Annotated in this window: 15 protein-coding genes; 7 read left to right on the forward strand and 8 right to left on the reverse strand. The window is 73.6% G+C overall.

Features of this window, described 5'->3' with window-relative positions; all coding sequences use genetic code 11:
• Positions 1-35 precede the first annotated feature (35 nt).
• Positions 36-1,940 (forward strand): potassium transporter Kup, encoded by a 1,905-nt coding sequence (locus Dvina_RS35025; RefSeq protein WP_223093553.1) that lies wholly within the window; start codon positions 36-38, stop codon positions 1,938-1,940.
• Between the two features lie 4 nt (positions 1,941-1,944).
• Here Dvina_RS35025 and Dvina_RS35030 read toward each other — a convergent pair whose 3' ends face one another.
• Both Dvina_RS35030 and Dvina_RS35035 read right to left on the reverse strand, forming a co-directional pair.
• The gene (locus Dvina_RS35030) at positions 1,945-3,579 is read right to left on the reverse strand and encodes a sensor histidine kinase (protein ID WP_223093554.1); all 1,635 of its coding nucleotides are present in this window, start codon (positions 3,577-3,579) and stop codon (positions 1,945-1,947) included.
• Positions 3,576-4,319, reverse strand: a complete 744-nt coding sequence (locus Dvina_RS35035; RefSeq protein ID WP_223093555.1) for a response regulator transcription factor — start codon at positions 4,317-4,319, stop codon at positions 3,576-3,578. Before Dvina_RS35035 ends, Dvina_RS35030 begins: the two co-directional genes overlap by 4 nt.
• A gap of 104 nt (positions 4,320-4,423) precedes the next feature.
• Here Dvina_RS35035 and asnB point away from each other — a divergent pair, with 104 nt between their 5' ends.
• A complete protein-coding gene (gene asnB, locus Dvina_RS35040; protein WP_223093556.1) occupies positions 4,424-6,292 on the forward strand; it encodes an asparagine synthase (glutamine-hydrolyzing) in 1,869 nt (622 codons plus the stop codon).
• Positions 6,293-6,315: 23 nt separating this feature from the next.
• Here asnB and Dvina_RS35045 read toward each other — a convergent pair whose 3' ends face one another.
• Positions 6,316-7,521, reverse strand: coding sequence for an MFS transporter (locus Dvina_RS35045; RefSeq protein ID WP_223093557.1), 1,206 nt, complete (start codon positions 7,519-7,521; stop codon positions 6,316-6,318).
• Between the two features lie 61 nt (positions 7,522-7,582).
• On the opposite strand from Dvina_RS35045, the gene Dvina_RS35050 reads away from it, so the two are divergent.
• From Dvina_RS35050 to Dvina_RS35060, 3 genes are all read left to right on the forward strand, one after another.
• Entirely contained in the window at positions 7,583-8,542 is a 960-nt protein-coding gene (locus Dvina_RS35050; protein ID WP_223093558.1) for an ArsR/SmtB family transcription factor, read from the forward strand.
• Positions 8,543-8,576: 34 nt separating this feature from the next.
• The gene (locus tag Dvina_RS35055; protein ID WP_223093559.1) at positions 8,577-9,599 is read left to right on the forward strand and encodes a glycoside hydrolase family 113 protein; all 1,023 of its coding nucleotides are present in this window, start codon (positions 8,577-8,579) and stop codon (positions 9,597-9,599) included.
• 108 nt (positions 9,600-9,707) lie between these two features.
• Positions 9,708-10,229 (forward strand): AAA family ATPase, encoded by a 522-nt coding sequence (locus tag Dvina_RS35060; protein WP_223093560.1) that lies wholly within the window; start codon positions 9,708-9,710, stop codon positions 10,227-10,229.
• Here the strand turns inward: Dvina_RS35060 and Dvina_RS35065 are convergent.
• Positions 10,210-12,324 (reverse strand): methyl-accepting chemotaxis protein, encoded by a 2,115-nt coding sequence (locus tag Dvina_RS35065; RefSeq protein WP_223093561.1) that lies wholly within the window; start codon positions 12,322-12,324, stop codon positions 10,210-10,212. The two genes, Dvina_RS35060 and Dvina_RS35065, sit on opposite strands and share 20 nt — an antisense overlap.
• Before the next feature lie 59 nt (positions 12,325-12,383).
• Between Dvina_RS35065 and Dvina_RS35070 the strand changes: the two genes are divergently transcribed.
• A complete protein-coding gene (locus Dvina_RS35070) occupies positions 12,384-12,956 on the forward strand; it encodes a GNAT family N-acetyltransferase (RefSeq protein ID WP_223093562.1) in 573 nt (190 codons plus the stop codon).
• Position 12,957: 1 nt separating this feature from the next.
• On the opposite strand, the gene Dvina_RS35075 is transcribed toward Dvina_RS35070, so the two are convergent.
• Genes Dvina_RS35075 through Dvina_RS35090 form a run of 4 tightly spaced genes read right to left on the reverse strand, consistent with a single transcriptional unit; the run spans position 12,958 to position 16,058 of the window.
• Positions 12,958-13,737, reverse strand: coding sequence for an SAM-dependent methyltransferase (locus Dvina_RS35075; protein WP_223093563.1), 780 nt, complete (start codon positions 13,735-13,737; stop codon positions 12,958-12,960).
• Complete coding sequence (locus tag Dvina_RS35080) at positions 13,734-15,401, reverse strand: AMP-binding protein (protein WP_223093564.1); 1,668 nt, start codon at positions 15,399-15,401, stop codon at positions 13,734-13,736. The genes Dvina_RS35075 and Dvina_RS35080 overlap by 4 nt, the downstream gene beginning before the upstream one ends.
• A 46-nt stretch (positions 15,402-15,447) precedes the next feature.
• Positions 15,448-15,759 (reverse strand): hypothetical protein, encoded by a 312-nt coding sequence (locus tag Dvina_RS35085; protein WP_223093565.1) that lies wholly within the window; start codon positions 15,757-15,759, stop codon positions 15,448-15,450.
• A gap of 2 nt (positions 15,760-15,761) precedes the next feature.
• Positions 15,762-16,058 carry a hypothetical protein gene (locus tag Dvina_RS35090; protein WP_223093566.1) on the reverse strand — a complete coding sequence of 99 codons (297 nt, stop codon included), beginning with the start codon at positions 16,056-16,058 and terminating at the stop codon, positions 15,762-15,764.
• A gap of 154 nt (positions 16,059-16,212) precedes the next feature.
• Between Dvina_RS35090 and Dvina_RS55375 the strand changes: the two genes are divergently transcribed.
• On the forward strand, positions 16,213-17,394 hold the full coding sequence (locus tag Dvina_RS55375) for a sensor domain-containing phosphodiesterase (protein WP_223093567.1): 1,182 nt from the start codon (positions 16,213-16,215) through the stop codon (positions 17,392-17,394).
• The last annotated feature ends 25 nt before the right edge of the window (positions 17,395-17,419 follow it).

A 17,419-nucleotide genomic window follows, 5' to 3' on the forward strand; every position in this document is an offset into this window, starting at 1 on the left:
CCATACTGTACGGGTCGCGAGGGGGTACACGGGGCGTGAGCGCACGGCAGCAGGGACTCAGCGCCGGGCTCGTCATCGGCGCGCTCGGCGTCGTGTTCGGCGACATCGGCACCAGCCCGATCTACACGCTGCAGACGGTGTTCAACCCGGAGGACCCGCACCCCGTCCCGGTCAGCGACGCCAACGTGTACGGCGTGGTCTCCACCATCTTCTGGTCCGTCATGATCATCGTGACGGTGACGTACATCCTGCTGGCGATGCGCCTGGACAACGACGGCGAGGGCGGCATCATGGCCCTCATCACGCTGCTGCGCCGCCGCGCCGGCCGGCCGGGCCGCCGGACCGCGCTGTTCCTGGCCGCCCTGGGCATCTTCGGCGCGTCGCTGTTCTTCGGCGACAGCATGATCACTCCCGCCATCTCGGTGCTGAGCGCCGTCGAGGGCCTCAAGATCGTGCAGCCCTCGCTGGGCGAGCTGGTCGTGCCGATCACCGCCGTCATCATCATCGTGCTGTTCCTGGTGCAGCGGCGCGGGACCGAGGCGGTCGGCCGGATCTTCGGCCCGATCATGATCCTCTGGTTCGTGACCATCGGCGGCTTCGGCATCAGCGGGATCACCCGGCACCCGGCGATTCTCAAGGCCCTGTCGCCGACCTACGCCGTGCAGTTCCTGGCCGGGCACTTCGGCATCGCGTTCTTCTCCCTCGCCGCGATCGTGCTCTCGGTGACCGGCGCCGAGGCGCTGTACGCCGACATGGGCCACTTCGGCCGCCGCGCCATCGCCGCCGGCTGGCTGTGGCTGGTCCTGCCCGCCTGCACGCTGAGCTACCTCGGCCAGGGCGCGCTGGTCCTCGACGACCCGGCCAACGTCGCCGGCCCGTTCTTCCTGCTCGTGCCGTCCTGGCTGCGCCTGCCGCTGGTGCTGCTGGCCACGGCCGCGACAGTCATCGCCGCGCAGGCGGTCATCACCGGCGCCTACTCGGTCGCCGCCCAGGCCGCCCAGCTGGGCTACCTGCCCCGGCTGCGGATCGCCCACACCTCCGCCCAGCAGATCGGCCAGATCTACGTACCGTGGATCAACTGGCTGCTGCTGGCCTCGGTCCTCACCCTGGTGTTCGCGTTCCGCAGCTCGGCCGCCCTCGCCTACGCGTACGGCATGGCGGTGACCGGCACCATCACCATCGCCACGCTGATGTTCTTCTACGTGGCCCGCAAGACCTGGTCCACCCCGCCCTGGATCCTGTACACCGGCGCCGCCCTCCTGCTCGCCTTCGACCTGCTGTTCGTGGCGGCCAACCTCACCAAGCTCATCCACGGCGCCTGGCTGCCGCTGCTCATCGCCCTCACCGCGTTCACGGTCATGACGACGTGGCAGAAGGGCCGGGCCATCGTCACCGCCCAGCGCCGGCGCGAGGAGGGCTCGCTGCGCGACTTCGTCGACCGGCTGCGCACGGACCCGTCACTGACCCGGATGGTGCCCGGCACGTCGGTGTTCCTCAACCGCGGCAAGGAGACGACACCCCTGGCCATGCGGGCCAACGTGGAGCACAACCACGTCCGCCACGTGCACGTCCTGATCCTGTCGATCGAGACCCAGCCCGTCCCCCGCGTCCCCGACGAGGAGCGCATCACCGTCGACGAGCTCGGCTACGCCGACGACGGCATCCTGCACGTCACCATCAACTACGGCTACATGGACCCCCAGAACCTGCCCGCCGCCCTGCGCCTGCTCGACCCGGCGCGCACCGAGGGCGAGCTCCAGCTCGGCCAGGCGTCCTACTTCCTCTCCAAAATCGAACTCCGCCGCGGCGACGCCCCCACGATGGCCGCCTGGCGCAAACGCCTCTTCATCGCCACCTCCTTCATCACCGCCGACGCCGCCGAACACTTCAGCCTCCCCCGCGACCGCACCGTCATCATGGGCTCCCACATCGAGGTGTGACGGGTCACGGCCCGACGATCGGGAACGTCACGCGGAACGTGCTGCCCTCGCCCAGGGTGCTGGTGACCTCGATGGTGCCGGCGTGGTCGAGGACGATCTGGCGGGCGATGGTCAGGCCCAGGCCGCTGCCGCCCGTCTCGCGGTCGCGGGCCGGGTCGGCGCGCCAGAAGCGGTGGAAGACGTGGGGCAGGTCCTGCGGGGCGATGCCACAGCCCGTGTCGCGGACCTCGGCGATCGCGCGGCCGTGCAGGGGATACGCGCGCAGGACCACCGAGCCGCCCGGGTCGGTGTAGCGCAGGGCGTTCGTGACCAGGTTGCCCAGGACCTGGCGCAGGCGGTCCTGGTCGCCGTGGACCGGCAGGGGGCCGGCGGCCTCGGCGGTGAGGCGGACGCCGCCGTGCTCGGCGACGGCGAGGTGGGCGACGCGGCTGACCTCGACCAGCTCGGCCAGGTCGAAGTCGGTGCGGCGGTAGGCCAGGTGGCCGGCCTCGGCGAGGGTCAGGTCCTGCAGATCGTCGAGGATGCGCCGCTGCAGCTGGACCTCCTCGTGCAGCGAGCCGAACAGCTCCCGCGACGGCGGCACGACGCCGTCCTGCAGCGCCTCCAGGTAGCCCAGCACGTTCGACATCGGGGTGCGCAGCTCGTGGGCGACGCCGGCGAGCAGGCGGCGCTGGGCCAGCTCGGCGCCCTCGAGGGCGGCGGCCATCCGGTTGAACGAGCGCGACAGCTCGCCGACCTCGTCGCGGCCGGTGGTCGTGACCCGGGTGTCGAGGTGGCCGTCGGCGAGGCGGCGCGACGCGGCGGTCAGGGAGCGCAGGGGGCGGCTCATGTAGCGGGCGACGAGGGCGGTGCCGATCACCGCGAGCACCAGCACGGCGCCGACGGCGGCCATCATCGGCCGGGCGAGGAGCGTCACCGCGTCGTCGTCGACGGCTCCGAGGTACAGCTGCAGCGGCTCGGGGGCGAACGTCGCCGCCCGGTCGCCGAAGACCTGCACCAGGCAGGCGATGTGGTCGGGGGCGGTGGTGCAGGTGCGGGTGGCGCTGTAGTCGCCTTCGCGGGCGTACTGCTGGGCGTCGTCGGCCTGGGCCGTGCAGTCGCCGGGCAGGGCTCCACCCCCGGCCGGCAGCGGGATGCCGTACTGGTCCGGGGTGACCGGCGGCGGCTCCACGCCGACGTCGGTGAGGCAGCGGGCGTTGACGACCGTGCGGCGGTAGTCGGCCAGCTCGTTGAGGACGAGGGCGTCGACCTTGGCGCCGATCTTGGTGAGCTCCTTCGGGTCGAGCGTGAGCGTCGGGCGCGGGTTGACGAGCGTGGCCGGGCTGACGACCGGGCGGGCGGCCCGCCGGGCCAGGTTGTCGCTGTCGACGATGACCTGGCCGTCGAGGTTGACCAGCCGGATGCGCTGCTTGTTGGCGGCGGCCAGGGTCTCGACCCGCCTGGAGATCCCGGCCCAGGTGCCGTGCCGGCGCGCGTAGGTGCGCGCGGTCTCGGCGATGTCGGCGACGTGCCGGGTCGCCTCCTGCTGCGAGCGCTCGATCTGCTGGGCCGTGATCCGTAGGCTGAACCAGGCCGTCGCCCCGGTCGCGACCACGGCCACGACGAGCGTCAGCAGGAACACCCGCAGCCGGAAGCTCACGTCTGCTCGGCCAGGCGGTAGCCGCGGCCGTAGACGGTCTGGACGTATCGTGGCTGCACGGCGCCGGGCCGGGGTCCGGCCGGCGCGGCCCCGGAGCCGGCCTCGGCGTTGCCCTCCAACTTGCGGCGCAGGTTCACCACGTGGGCGTCGACCGTGCGCTCCGAGACGTCCCGTTCGAAGCCGAACACCCGGTTGATGATCTCACCGCGGGTGAACACGCGCCCCGGCTCCCCGGCGAGCAGCTCCAGGATGCCGAACTCCTTCGCGGTCAGCACGACAGTCTCCCCGGCCACCCGCACCTCGAACCGCCCGGCGTCGACGACGAGGTCACCGACGGTGAACACGCGCTGGTGGCCGGGGCTGCCGATGCCGGAGCGGCGCAGCAGGGCCCGGACCCGCGCGGCCAGTTCCCGCGGGCTGACCGGCTTCGTCATGTAGTCGTCGGCGCCGAGGTCCAGGCCCAGCAGCAGGTCGTCCTCGGTGGAGCGGGCGGTGACCAGCAGGATCGCCACGCTCGACTCGGCCCGGATGATCCGGCACACGTCGAGCCCGTCGACGTGCGGCATCATGACGTCGAGCACCAGCAGGTCCGGCTTGCGCGAGCGGCACTGCTCCAGCGCGGCCCGGCCGTTGTGCACGGTGAGCACGCTGTGACCGTCCCGCTCCAGGTACAGCCGGATCAGCTCGGCCTGCTTCGGGTCGTCGTCGGCGACCAGGATTCGCGCACTCATCCCGGCCATTGTGACGCGCCGAATGTGAGGAACCTGCGAAATCGGGTTCGGATTTCGATCCGGCAACGGGTTCTTCATCGGTTCCCAACACCGGGATTCCTACCGTCCCCGGCATGTGTGGTCTTCTGGTGTTCCTCAGCGGCGACGGTACGGCCGACCCGTCGGCGCTCGCCGCGGCGCTGGACCGGCTCCGCCACCGCGGCCCGGACGAGACGTCGCTCGTCGTGTCGGGCGGTGTCGTGTTCGGCTTCACGCGCCTGGCGATCATCGACGTCGCGCACAGTCACCAGCCGGTCCAGTATGCCGAGCGGTGGACTGTCGTGTTCAACGGCGAGCTGTACAACTTCCGGGAACTGCGCACGGCCCTGCAGCGCGAGCACGGCGCGAGCTTCGCCACCGAGGGGGAGGCGGAGGTCCTGGCCGCGGCGTACCACTACTGGGGCCCGGCGGCCGTGCGCCGGCTGCGCGGCATGTTCGCGGCCGTGCTCTGGGACGAGCACACCGGGACGCTGCACGCGATCCGCGACCCGTTCGGCATCAAGCCGCTGTACCACCTGCGCACGCCGGACGGGCTGTACCTGGCCAGCGAGAAGAAGGCCCTGCTGCCGTTCGCCGGCGGCGCCCGCCGGATCGGCACGGCGGCGCTGTCGCACTACCTGACGCTGCAGTACGTCCCCGAGCCCGCCACCCTGCACCCGGCCGTGCACCGCCTCCCCGCGGGCCACGCGCTGACCTGCCGCCCCGGTGAGGAGCCGGTGCTGCAGCGGTACTTCCAGATAGCGCTGCGCCCCGCCCCGCGCCCGGCCGCCGAGGCGATCGCCGCCATCCGCGACGCGCTGCGCGACAGCGTGCACGCCCACCTGCAGTCCGAGGTGCCACTGGGAGCGTTCCTGTCAAGCGGCGTCGACTCCTCGGCCGTCGTCGCACTGGCCCGGGAGAAGCACCCGAACCTGCGCGCCTACACGGCCGGGTTCGACGACGCGCGGTACAGCGAGATCGAGGCCGCCGCGCAGACCGCCGCGGCACTGGGGGTACACCTCACGGCGACTGTGGTCCGTGACGAGGACGTCATCGAGGCACTGCCGCGCATCGTATGGCACCTGGACGACCCGGTCGCCGATCCCGCCATCGTCCCCCTGTACTTCCTGTGCCGCACGGCCGCCCGGGACGTCACGGTCGTGCTGTCCGGCGAGGGCGCCGACGAGCTGTTCGGCGGCTACGAGATCTACCGCGAACCGGCCGCCCTGGCCCGCGTCGCCGGCCTGCCGGACCCGGTCCGCCGCGGGCTGCGCGCGGTCGCCGAGGTGATGCCGGAGGGCGTGCGCGGCAAGAGCTTCCTGCAGCGCGCCACGACACCCATCGGCCAGCGCTACTACGGCAACGCCCGCATCTTCGGCCCCGCGGAGAAGGCGGTGCTCATGCGCGGCCCGGCCGACCCGCACACGACCGTCACGTCCCCGCTCTACGCGGCCGCCGCGGGCCTCGACGACATCAGCGCCATGCAGTACGTCGACCTGCACACCTGGCTCCCCGGCGACATCCTCACCAAGGCCGACCGCATGTCGATGGCCCACTCCCTGGAGCTGCGCGTGCCGTTCCTCGACCGGGCCGTCTGGGCCGCCGCCGCGGGTCTGCCGCCGGAGCTGAAGATCAGCCCGCACGCCACCAAGCACGCCCTGCGCGAGGCCGTCCGCGACCTGCTCCCCCCGGCCGTCGTCGACCGCCGCAAGCTGGGCTTCCCGACCCCCACCCGGGTCTGGCTGCGCGGCCCGATCGGCGAGTGGGCCGCCGAGACGATGGCCACGGCCGACGTGGACCACCTGATCGACGTGGCCCACGTCCAGCGCCTGCTCGCCGCCCACCGCAAGGGCGGCCCGGACCACTCCCGCAAGATCTGGACCGTCCTGATGTTCTGCCTCTGGTACGCCCAGCAGCCCGCGGCCGCCATGCTCCCCGTCACGGCGGTGCACACCAGGCTCTGATCCGGCGGTTCACGGCGCTGTCGTCAGGTCCGCGACGCTGCCGGGCTGGGCGAAACGGCCGGGCGGGGGCCGACCGGCGCGCGGAAGGGACGCACCAGCAGGACGGACACCGTGATCGACGCGACGGCCATCACCGCCATCGCCGGCCCCGGCGCCAGGGACTGGGCCACCGCCCCGGCCAGCGTGGCGCCCACGGCCTGCATCGTGAACATGCCCGAGCTGTGCAGGCCGAGGGAGTGCCCGCGCAGCTCGGGTGGGGTGAGCTCGACGAGGCGGTCCTGGAGCAGCAGGCTGCCGCAGTAGCCCACCGACGCGACAGCGGCCAGCCCGGCCGCCGCCCACAGGGGCGGGTGCAGGGCGAACGCGAGGTACGGCACGGCCAGCAGCAACTGCACGGGCGACGTCAACGGCCGCCGCCACCGCGCCGGCAGCACCCTCCCCGCGAGCGCGTCGCCGGCCAGCATGCCCAGGGCTGCGGCGACGAACAGGGCTGCGGCGGCGTGCGGGGAGTACGGGACGAACAGCGCCTCACAGCCGACGATCAGACCGTTGGGCACCCACAGGCCGATGTAGACGGCGCGGCGGGCCGGGTCGCCCAGCAGCGCCCGGTTGCCGCGCCAGGTGGCCCGCACCGACGCCCGCCCGGCCGCGCGCGGGGGCCGCGCCACCAGCCCGAACCGGGCGACGGCCGCCGCGAGCAGGCTGAGCCCGGCCCCGCCGAGCAGGACCGCCGAGGGGCTGGCGACCGCCAGGAGCAGGCCGCCACCCGCGAACCCGGCGATCTGCATGGCGCCGACAGACATGTTGAGCAAGGACCGGCCGAGGAGGTACCCCTCAGCCGCGACGATGTCGGAGAGCAGCCCGAACCGGACCCCGCCCCCGATCGACGCCACCAGCCCCTGGAGCAGCACCACGCCCAGGACCGCCCCGATCGGCAGCGCCGGCACCGCCAGCAGCGCGGTGGTGAGCGCCGTGAACAGGGCCAGCCCGGCCAGCGCGGCCCGGGGCGGCAGCCGGTCGGCCGCGGACAGCAGCGTCGCCGCCCCCACGACCTGCGCGAACGAGGCCCCGAACATCGACAGTGCCGACAGCAGCGCCGACCCGGTGGCGCCGTAGACGAGCGTCGCCAGGGCGATCCCGCTCACCGTCTGGGCCGCCACCTGCACGGACACGGTGGCGAACAGGGCCGGGAACTCGGGGGCCCGCAAGAGCTCGCGGTAGGTGCGCATGCCCGCAGTCTGCTGCCGCGGGCCCGGCGGGCCGTAGAGTTTCGGTTGGAGGCGAAACATCGTGGGGCTGTGGCGGATCGATGCCGACGTGCTGGCGGGCAGCCGGTTCGTGGTCTCGCCGATGGCCGAGACCGTCGGCTGCCTGGCCGCGCTGACCGGTCAGCACCGCCTCTCCCCGGCCCAGCGCGAGTGGCTGGACGCGGCCGGCCCCGCGTTCACGGCCCGCTGGGGCGGCGACGACTTCGCGCTGCCGTTCCTGCGCGACGCGATCCGCCCCGGTTGGCTGGCCGACTTCCTGGTCCGGCCGCCGCGGACGGACCCGCCGGCGTTCGCCGAGGAGCTCGCGGCCATGGCCGCGACCACCGACGAGCGGGCCCGCGCGCAGATCCTGGAGACGATGGACCGCCCGCTCGCCCCGGTGCTGCTGGGCGACGGCCTGGTCGCCCGCGCGCTGGAGCTGGTGGCGTGGGTGTGGGAGCACACGCTGCAGCCCGGCTGGCCGCGCCGCCGCCGGGCCCTGGAGGCCGACATCGTGGCCCGCACCGACCGCCTGACGACCGGCGGCTGGGCCGCGGTCCTGGACCGGATGCGGCCGGGGATGCGCTGGCTGGGCGACGGCCGGCTGCAGATCAACACGTACGACTACCCGCCGCGCGACGTGACGGGCACCCGGCTGCTGTTCATCCCCACGACGGCGTACCGGGGGTGGGTGGCGTACGAGGAGCCCGCAGACGTGCACGCGGTCATCTACCCGGCGACCGGCTGGCTGGCCCAGGACCCGGACGCGGTGGCGCCGGAGGCCCTGGCCCGCCTGATCGGCCCGGCCCGGGCCCGCATCCTGACGCTGCTGGCCGCCCCGAAGAGCACCACGCAGCTCGTTGCGCTGACCGGTCAGGCGCTCGGCTCGACAGGTGACCACCTGCGCGTGCTGCGCGACGCGGGCCTGGTTGCCCGCCGCCGCTCCGGCCGCTCGGTGCTGTACTACCGCACGGCCCTCGGCGACGCGCTGTGCGGGGGTTGACCTTCACGTGGCGTGAGGGTCCACCGTGCGGCCCATGAACCGACGAGGGGTCCTCTACGACACCGGCCGCGTCCTGGGCTTCAACTGGCGCCCGCACTTCGACCGCGCGGCGACCCGCCGCGACCTGACCGTGATCCGCGACGAGCTGCACTGCAACGCCGTGAAGCTCAGCGGCCGCGACCTGGACCGCCTGACGGTGGCCGCCGAGGAGGCGCTCGCGCTGGGCCTGGAGGTGTGGCTGTCGCCGGAGCTGTGGGACCGCTCGCCGGAGCGCACGCTGTCCTACCTGGCGCAGGCCGCCGTCGCCGCCGAGTCGCTGCGCCGCGCGGCCGGCGACCGGGTGGTGCTCAGCGTCGCCACCGAGGCCACGTTCTTCCTGCGCGGCATCCTGCCCGGCCGCACGTTCGCCGCCCGCACCAGGAACGCCGCCCCGCTGATCCGGGCCGGCCGGCACGCGGCCGGCCTGGCCGCGTTCCTCCAGGCGGCGGCGCAGACGGTGCGGGCGCGCTTCGGCGGGCCGCTGACGTACGCGTCGCTGCCGTTCGAGCGGGTCGACTGGTCGCTGTTCGACTTCGCCGGGGTCGACCACTACCGGTACGTCACCACCGAGGGCCACTACCAGCGCGTCCTCGACCGGCTGGCGGCCCACGGCAAGCCGCTCGTCATCACCGAGTTCGGGATGCGGGCGTACCGCGGGGCCGACCGCGATCCCCGGCTGCTCGACGTCGGGCTGATCAGCTGGCCCACCGTCGCACTGCACCGGGTGCCGGTCGCCGGGCGGCTCGTCCGGCCGCGGCTGATCCGCGGTGCCCACGTGCGCGACGAGGAGTTGCAGGCCCGGCGGGTGGCGCAGGACCTGGCGATCCTGGAGCGCGCGGGCGTGGAGGGGGCGTTCGTCACCCAGTTCTCCGAGCCGCTGCTCACCCACGACCCCGACCCCCGCTTCGACCTCGACATGAGCGGGTTCAGCCTGGTCCGGACCCTCCCCGGGGCACCGGACCGCTGGGAGCGCAAGGCGGCGTTCCACGCGGTCGCCCGCCACTTCGCACAGGGCTAGGATGGCTGCACCACTTCCTGCCGCGCGATCCGCGCCGCGAAAACCCCTTTTTGCCGCCGGTCCGACGACCGCGGCTTCGCCGTGCCCGAAATCCGAAGGAGCCTCAGGATGGTCCGTAGGTACGTCATCACCGGCGCGCCGGGCGCCGGCAAGACCACGCTCGCCGAAGCCCTCCGGGCGCGCGGCTACCCGGTGGTCCGCGAGGCCGCCACCGACGTCATCCACGAGAGCCCGGAGCTGGAGGGCACCGGGCAGCCGTTCCTCGAGCGCATCCTCGCAACCCAGCAGCAGCGGCAGCGGGAGGCGGCCGGGGAGATCCAGATCTTCGACCGCTCCCCCGCCTGCACCCTGGCTCTGGCCGAGTATCTGACCGCATACGGCGGCCCGGCGCCGAGCGAGCAACTGCTCCGCGCGGCCGCGAACGACGGGACGTACCAACCGACGGTCTTCTTCGTTCGTCTGCTCGGCTTCATCGTCGCGACCAGGGCCCGGCGGATCAGCCTCGAGCAGTCGCGGCACTTCGAGCGCATCCACGAAGCCGTCTACACGCGCCTCGGCTACCGGCTGGTCGAGATCCCGCCGGCCCCGGTCGACCGGCGGGTCGAGCAGGTCATAGCCGAAATCGGCTGACCAGGGCCGACAGCGCGGCGGCGCTGCTGTTGAGCTCCGTGGCGGCCGAGCGGGACGTCTCCACGGCGCGCTGGGCGGTGGAGACGCTGGCGCTCACGCCGTCGATGTCGGCGGCGATCGCACCGCTGGCGTCGGCCGCGCGGCGGACGTTGTGCTGCATCGCGTCGGTGGTCGCGGTCTGCTCCTCGACGGCCGTGGCGATGGCCCGCTGATACTCGCTCACCCGGTCGATCGCCTCGGTGATCGCGTTGATGGCGGTGACCGCGCCGTCGGTGTCGGCGCGGATCGCGGCCACGCGGGACGTCACGTCGTCGGTGGCCCGGGCGGTCTGCTGGGCCAGCTCCTTGACCTCGCCGGCGACGACGGCGAAGCCCTTCCCGGACTCGCCGGCCCGGGCCGCCTCGATGGTGGCGTTGAGGGCGAGGAGGTTCGTCTGCTCGGCGATCCCGGAGATCACCTTCACGACGTCGACGATCTGGGCGCTCGACTCGCCCAGCTGCCCCATGACGGTGGTGGCGCGCTGGGCGAGCTGGACGCTGTCCAGGGCGACCTTCGCGGCCTCGTCGGCGTTGCGGGAGATGGCGGAGATCGACGCGGCCATCTCGGCCGAGCCGGTGGCGACGGTCTGGACGTTGCCGGTGACGTCGCGGGCCGACTCGGCGACCGAACCGGCCTGCCGGGCGGCCCCGGCCGCGGCCCCGCCGAGCTCGTCACCGACGGCGGCGACCCGGGCCGCCGATCTCGAGACCTCGCCGGCGGTACCGCTGATCTCCGCGAGCAGCCCGCGAAGCTCGCCGACCGCGGTGTTGAGGGCCGCGCCCATGCGCCCGACCTCGTCGTCGCCCCGGGCGTGCACCGTGGTGGTCAGGTCCCGCTGCGCGACCCGGTCCAGGGCCCCGGTGAGGCCCGCGAGCTGCCTGCTGACGCGGCGCGCCCAGTACCAGGCGACCGCCCCGACCACGACGGCCAGCAGCACCGCGGCGAGCGCGAACGCCATCAGCATGTCGCGGCGGCCGCGGTCGAGGTTGTCGATGAAGACCTCGGAGTCGGGGCCGTAGGCGCGGGTGACGATCGCCCACTTGTACGGGGCGTAGTACGTGACGGTGACGTCGTTCGCGGCGGCGGCCCGGTTCACGGTGCCCGGCAGCGTGAAGGTGCCGTGCCAGGCGGCGCCGGCCGCGAGCTTCGGCGCCTCCGTGGTGATCGCGTCCACGTACGCCACCCCGGCCGCGTCCTTCGCGTCCAGCTGCACCGTGTTGACGTCGGCCGGTACCGCGGACGCGATGACCCGGCCGCGGTCGGTGGCGCCGGTCGAGTACACCGTGACGCTGCCGTTGGGGCCGACCTTCGTCTCGGCGATCGTCTTCGTCAGGCTGGCGATCGCCTCGGCCTGGGGCACGCCGAAGTAGATGGCGCCGATGACGGCGCCGGTGGCGTCCTTGAGCGGGTCGTAGCCGGTGACGTACCAGGTGCCGACGACCTGCGCGACCCCGCGGTACGACTTGCCGTCGCGGATCGCCGCGGCGACCGCGTTGGGGCTGCCGTCGGCGGTGACGGCCGGGATATAGGTGCCGATGGCCCGCTGCCCGGACTTGTTCGGCACGTTCGTGGCCACGCGCAGCAGGTCGCCGGCGGCGTTCATGCGCTGGAACAGGGTCACGGTCCCGCCGACCATGCCGCGGATCTCGTCGACGACCGGGGTCGGCGTGTTCAGGTCGCGGTTCTGGCCCAGCCACACCCCGCCGACGGTGACCCGGGGCAGGGTGACGGTGGTGACGGCCTGGGTGAGCTGGTTCGTCGCCGTCCAGGTGGCGGTCTGCGGGGCGAAGCGCAGGCCGCCGTGCTGGGCGAGCTCGGCGATGGCCGCGGTCTGCGCCCGGTCGACGCTGGCCTGGACGCCCGCGCCGACCGCGGCGGCGAGGCGGGTGACGCCCTCGGACACGTGGTTGAGGTCGTCGCGGGACAGTGCGGCGGCATCGGTGCGGGCATCGTCGCTGAACCGGCCGCTGGAGACCGCGCCGACGCCGAAGAGGACGAGCGCGGTGACGATCGTGCCGCCGACGCCGAGGGCGAGCAGCCGATGTCGCAGTTGCATATGGAGCCGATCGGCACCGCAACTGGGGATATGAGCGGGACAAGAGCTATCTTTCGGGCATGCTCCGGCCCGACGAGACTTTCCCCCGCACCGTGCTCACCTCCGAGCGGCTCCTGCTGCGCCCGTTCACGGCGGGCGACGCGCCGGACGTGCACGCGGCCTGGCAGGACCCGGCGTTCGTGGCCAGCGCGCCCGTCGGCTACCCCTACGCGGCGGCCGACCTGGGGACGGCGGTGGCCTGGTGCACCACCGGGATCGAGCAGCGCCGGGCCGACGGCAAGGGCGTCGGGTTTGCCCTGGCCCCGCGGGGCGGCGGGCGGCTGCTGGGGCACGTGTCGCTGTTCGGGGCCGACTGGGAGGCCCGCACGGCCGAGATCCACTACTGGACGGCGCCCTGGGCGCGCGGGCGGCACTACGCGGCCGAAGGGGCCGCCACCGTGGCCCGGTGGGCACTCACCGAGTGCGGCTTCGAGCGGGTCCACCTGCAGGCCGACACCGCCAACGGCGCATCGCGCAAGACGGCGACGGCTGCGGGCTTCCAGTTCGAGGGGGTACTGCGCAACCTCACGCCGACCCGATCGGGTGTACGGGCGGACATGGCGGTGTACAGCCTCATCCCGGCCGACCTGTGAGTCAGCGGATCCGGGCCACCCCGCCGTAGACGGACACCTGGGCGTCGGTGGCCCGCCGGTCGACCTGCGCGTCGGGCCGCCACCGGGTGACGACGACCAGGCCGGGGTCGAGCAGGTCGAGGCCGTCGAAGAACTGGCCGATCTCGGGCCGCGAGCGCACCCGCAGCGCCACCCCGTCGCGCGCGTAGATCGCCGCGACCCGCTCCCAGGCCGGCGGGTCGAAGTCGCCGGTGAGGTGCGACAGCGCCAGGTAGCTGCCGGGCGGGAGGGCCTCGGCGAGGCCGCGCACGAGGTCGTAGGGCTTGTCCTCGTCCTCGAGGAAGTGCAGCACCGCGACGAGCATGAGCGCCACGGGCCGGCGCAGGTCGAGCGCGGCCCGCAGCTCGGGCGCGGCCAGGATCCGCTCGACGTCGCGCAGGTCGGCGTCGACGTATGCGGTGCGTCCCTGCGGGTGCCCGCCGGTCAGCGTCCGCGCGTGGGCCAGGACGATCGGGTCGTTGTCGACGTAGACGATCCGGGCCCCGGGGTCGATCGCCTGCGCCACCTCGTGGACGTTCGGCGAGGTCGGGATGCCGGTGCCGATGTCCAGGAACTGCCGCACCCCGTGCTCGAGGGCGAGGTGCTCGACGACCCGGCGCAGAAACCCGCGGTTCTCCCGGGGCGGGATGCGGCTGCTGGGGTTGGCCGCCAGCCCGGCCTCGGCGGCGGCCCGGTCGGCCGGATAGTGCTCGGTGCCGCCGAGCAGGTAGTCGTAGACCCGCGCCGGATGGGGCTGGTTCATGCGTCCCAGAACTCGCCGGCGGCCGGCACCGTCGGGTCGGGATGTTTGTCGTGCTCCCGGCCGCGCAGCTCGACCCGGCGGATCTTGCCGGAGATGGTCTTCGGCAGGTCGGCGAACTCGAGCCGGCGGATGCGCTGGAACGGGGACAGGTGGGCGCGGCAGTGCGCGAAGATGGCGCGGGCCGTGGCCTCGTCCGGCTCCCAGCCGGCGGCGAGCACCACGTAGGCCTTCGGGACGGCCAGGCGGACCGGGTCCGGCGACGGCACCACCGCCGCCTCCACGACCGCGTCGTGCTCGATGAGGACGCTTTCCAGCTCGAACGGGGAGATGCGGTAGTCGGACGCCTTGAACACGTCGTCGGCCCGGCCCACGTAGGTGATGTAGCCGTCGGCGTCGCGGGAGCCGATGTCGCCGGTGTGGTAGTAGCCGCCGGCCATCGCCTCGGCGGTGCGGTCCGGGTCGCCGTGGTAGCCGGTCATCAGGCCCAGCGGCCGGGCCGCCAGGTCCAGGCAGATCTCGCCCTCGTCGCCGGGGTCGCCGGTGCCGGGGTCGATGAGCACGACCGAGTAGCCGGGGACGGGGCGGCCCATCGAGCCCGGCTTCACCGGCTGCTCCGGCGAGTTCGCGATCTGCACGGTCGTCTCGGTCTGGCCGAAGCCGTCGCGGATGGTGCGGCCCCACGCCTGCTGGACCCGCTCGATGACTTCGGGGTTGAGCGGCTCACCGGCCCCGACGACGAGCCGCGGCGGCGCCGGCAGCCGGCTCAGGTCGGACTGGATGAGCATCCGCCACACGGTCGGCGGGGCGCAGAAGCTCGTCACGCCGCAGCGCTGCATCTGCTCCATCAGCGCCGTCGCGTCGAAGCGGGTGTAGTTGTAGATGAACACGCACGCCTGGGCGTTCCACGGGGCGAAGACGTTGCTCCACGCGTGCTTGGCCCAGCCCGGCGAGGAGATGTTCAGGTGCACGTCGCCGGGTTCGAGGCCGATCCAGTACATCGTGGACAGGTGCCCGGCCGGGTAGGAGGCGTGGGTGTGCTCGACGAGCTTCGGGCGGGCCGTCGTGCCGGAGGTGAAGTACAGCAGCAGCGTGTCCGACGCCCGCGTGGGCCCGTCGGGGGTGAACGTGTCGTCGCCGTCGAGCGCGTAGGGCACCCAGCCGGGCACGTCGCCGCCGACCGCGATGCGGGTCACGGCCGGGTCGACGCCCTCGAACTTCGCCGCCGCGGCCGCCCCGGCGATGACGTGCCGCGCGCCGCCGCGCAGCACCCGGTCGCGGGCGTCGGCCGGGCCGAGCAGCGGCGTCGCCGGGATGATGACCGCGCCGAGCTTCATCGCGGCCAGGATCGTCTCCCACAGCTCCGCCTGGTTGCCGAGCATGAGCACGAGCCGGTCGCCGCGGGCCACGCCCTGCCCGCGCAGCCAGTTGGCCAGCCGGTTGGAGCGGGCCGACAGTTCGGCGTAGGAGAAGCGCTGCTCGCGGCCGTCCTCCTCGACGATCCACAGGGCCGGCGCGTCGTTGCCGGCGGCGATGCGGTCGAACCAGTCGAGGGCCCAGTTGAACTCGCCGAGCTCCGGCCAGCGGAACCGCTCGACGGCCGCCGCGTAGTCCGCGCGGGTGGCCAGCAGCAGGTCCCGGGCGGCCTTGAAGTCCTCGAACGACATGGCAAGCAGCCTACGTCCGGGTAACCCCGAATCGTAGGCTGCGTCGCTACTTGCCGGACTTGGCCGACCGCGCCGGCGTGCGCCGCGGCTGGTCCTCCTCCGCGCCGTCCTCCATCAGCTGCAGGATCCGCGGCGCGAGCGCCCCGGCCAGGGCCGGGGCCAGGGCGTCGGCCAGGGCTCCGGCGACCGCCTCGGCGAGCAGGACCCGCTCCAGCAGCGGCGTGCCGCGCGGCAGCTGCGGCAGGGCCGCCGCCGTCGCCGCCGGGGCCCGGCCGCCGTCGCCGAGGATGTCGAGGATCAGGTCGTCGATGGCGGCGTCGACCGGCCGGCCGGCACCGTTCTGCTCGTGCTGCGGCATGGTCAGCGCCGCGACATCAGGGCCGCGAGCAGCAGCGGGTGGTCGACGAGGCTCTCGCCCTCGTCCTCGCGGCGGCGCATGAGCATCGCCAGCATCAGCGGGTGGTCGATGCCCATCCCGCCCCGCCGGCCCCGGCGCTTGGCGAGCGCGGCGAGCATGAGCGGGTTGTCGAAGATGCTGTCGCCGCTCTCCTCACGGCGGGACATGATGGCCGCGAGCAGCAGCGGATGGTCGATGCCCATCCCCTGGTCACGCTGCTCGGTGCTCGAGTCCTGACGCTCGGCGGTGGCACTTGTCACGGTGAACTCCCTCGGGTCGGTGGCGTCGACGTCTGGTTTGCGACGGTGTCGTCGCGCCAACCGTCGCCGCGGCCGGAATGACCCGGCGTCACCTGCACCGAAGGTCTTTGCCCCGGACGTCTTCACTCCGCCCGGGCAGCGCCGATGTGCGTGCATGGCCAGACGACGTACAGAAGCGGCCGAGCGGGTGGCGGCGCTGCTGCGGACCGCCCGCTCGGCCCTGGGCCTCAGCCTGGCCTTCATCACCCGGCTCGACGGCGACACCCAGCACCTGGAGGTCGTCGAGTCCGCGTTCCCGCCCCTCTTCCGCGACGGCTCGGCCCGGCCGTGGCACAACTCGCTGTGCAAGGCGATCGCGGACGGGAAGCTGCCGGCCGTGATCCCGGACCTGCGGCGGTATCCGGAGGCGATGCGCCTGCCCGCCGCCCGGATGCCGCGGATCCGCAGCTACGTCTCCGTCCCGGTGGTCCTCAGCGACGGCACGACCTACGGCACGTTCTGCGCCGCGGGCTTCGGCGCCGACCGCGAGCTCACCCGCCGCGACCAGGCCCTGATGACGGTGCTGTCCCAGGCCGCCGCCCTCATCGTCGAGCCCGGCGCCCGGCAGCGGGCCCGGCACGGCGAGATCGCCGCCCGCATCGACCCCGTCGTGGCTGCGGGCGGCCCCGGCATCGTCCTGCAGCCGATCGTCGAGCTCACCACGGGCCACCGCATCGGCGCCGAGGCCCTCAGCCGCTTCCCGCGGGCGTGGGGCAGTACACCCGACGTGCACTTCGCCGAAGCACACGAGATCGGCGCGGGCGACGAGCTGGAGGTGCTGGCCCTGCGCCGGGCCGCCGAACTGCTCGGCGCGGGCGGCGGCTACGTGGCGATGAACGTCTCCCCCAGCACCCTGCTCACCCACGAGTGCCTGGACGCCCTGTCCCGGATGCCCCTGGACCGGATCGTGCTGGAGCTCTCCGAACACCAGCAGGTGGCCGACTACGACCTGCTGAAGGGCGCCCTGGCCCCGCTGCGAGCCGGCGGCCTGCGCCTGGCCGTCGACGACGTGGGTGCCGGCTTCTCCTCGCTGCGCCACATCGTCCTGACCCAGCCCGACGTCATCAAACTGGACCGCAGCATCGTGGCCGGCGTGGCCGCCGACCCGGTCCTGCAGGTCCTGGTGCGAGCCATGGCCGACCTGGCCGCGGCGACCGGCGCGGCAGTGGTGGCCGAGGGCATCGAAACCGCCGCGGACGCCGCCGCGCTGGGCGACCTGGGCGTGCCGTACGGCCAGGGCTTCTACTTCGCCCGCCCCGACGACCCGGCCCTCCTGCGCGACACCTACACCCGATGAACGCCGCGCGCCCGGCCCCGATGGT

This window comes from Dactylosporangium vinaceum (genome assembly GCF_019904175.1).
Taxonomy (GTDB): Bacteria; Actinomycetota; Actinomycetes; order Mycobacteriales; family Micromonosporaceae; genus Dactylosporangium; species Dactylosporangium vinaceum.

Bases quoted from the DNA above. Each gene is read 5' to 3' on its own strand.
- Dvina_RS35035 (WP_223093555.1), bottom strand. From the start codon at position 4,319: ATGGCCGGGATGAGTGCGCGAATCCTGGTCGCCGACGACGACCCGAAG.
- asnB (WP_223093556.1), top strand. From the start codon at position 4,424: ATGTGTGGTCTTCTGGTGTTCCTCAGCGGCGACGGTACGGCCGACCCG.
- Dvina_RS35045 (WP_223093557.1), bottom strand. From the start codon at position 7,521: ATGCGCACCTACCGCGAGCTCTTGCGGGCCCCCGAGTTCCCGGCCCTG.
- Dvina_RS35055 (WP_223093559.1), top strand. From the start codon at position 8,577: ATGAACCGACGAGGGGTCCTCTACGACACCGGCCGCGTCCTGGGCTTC.
- Dvina_RS35060 (WP_223093560.1), top strand. From the start codon at position 9,708: ATGGTCCGTAGGTACGTCATCACCGGCGCGCCGGGCGCCGGCAAGACC.
- Dvina_RS35065 (WP_223093561.1), bottom strand. From the start codon at position 12,324: ATGCAACTGCGACATCGGCTGCTCGCCCTCGGCGTCGGCGGCACGATC.
- Dvina_RS35070 (WP_223093562.1), top strand. From the start codon at position 12,384: ATGCTCCGGCCCGACGAGACTTTCCCCCGCACCGTGCTCACCTCCGAG.
- Dvina_RS35075 (WP_223093563.1), bottom strand. From the start codon at position 13,737: ATGAACCAGCCCCATCCGGCGCGGGTCTACGACTACCTGCTCGGCGGC.
- Dvina_RS35080 (WP_223093564.1), bottom strand. From the start codon at position 15,401: ATGTCGTTCGAGGACTTCAAGGCCGCCCGGGACCTGCTGCTGGCCACC.
- Dvina_RS35085 (WP_223093565.1), bottom strand. From the start codon at position 15,759: ATGCCGCAGCACGAGCAGAACGGTGCCGGCCGGCCGGTCGACGCCGCC.
- Dvina_RS55375 (WP_223093567.1), top strand. From the start codon at position 16,213: ATGGCCAGACGACGTACAGAAGCGGCCGAGCGGGTGGCGGCGCTGCTG.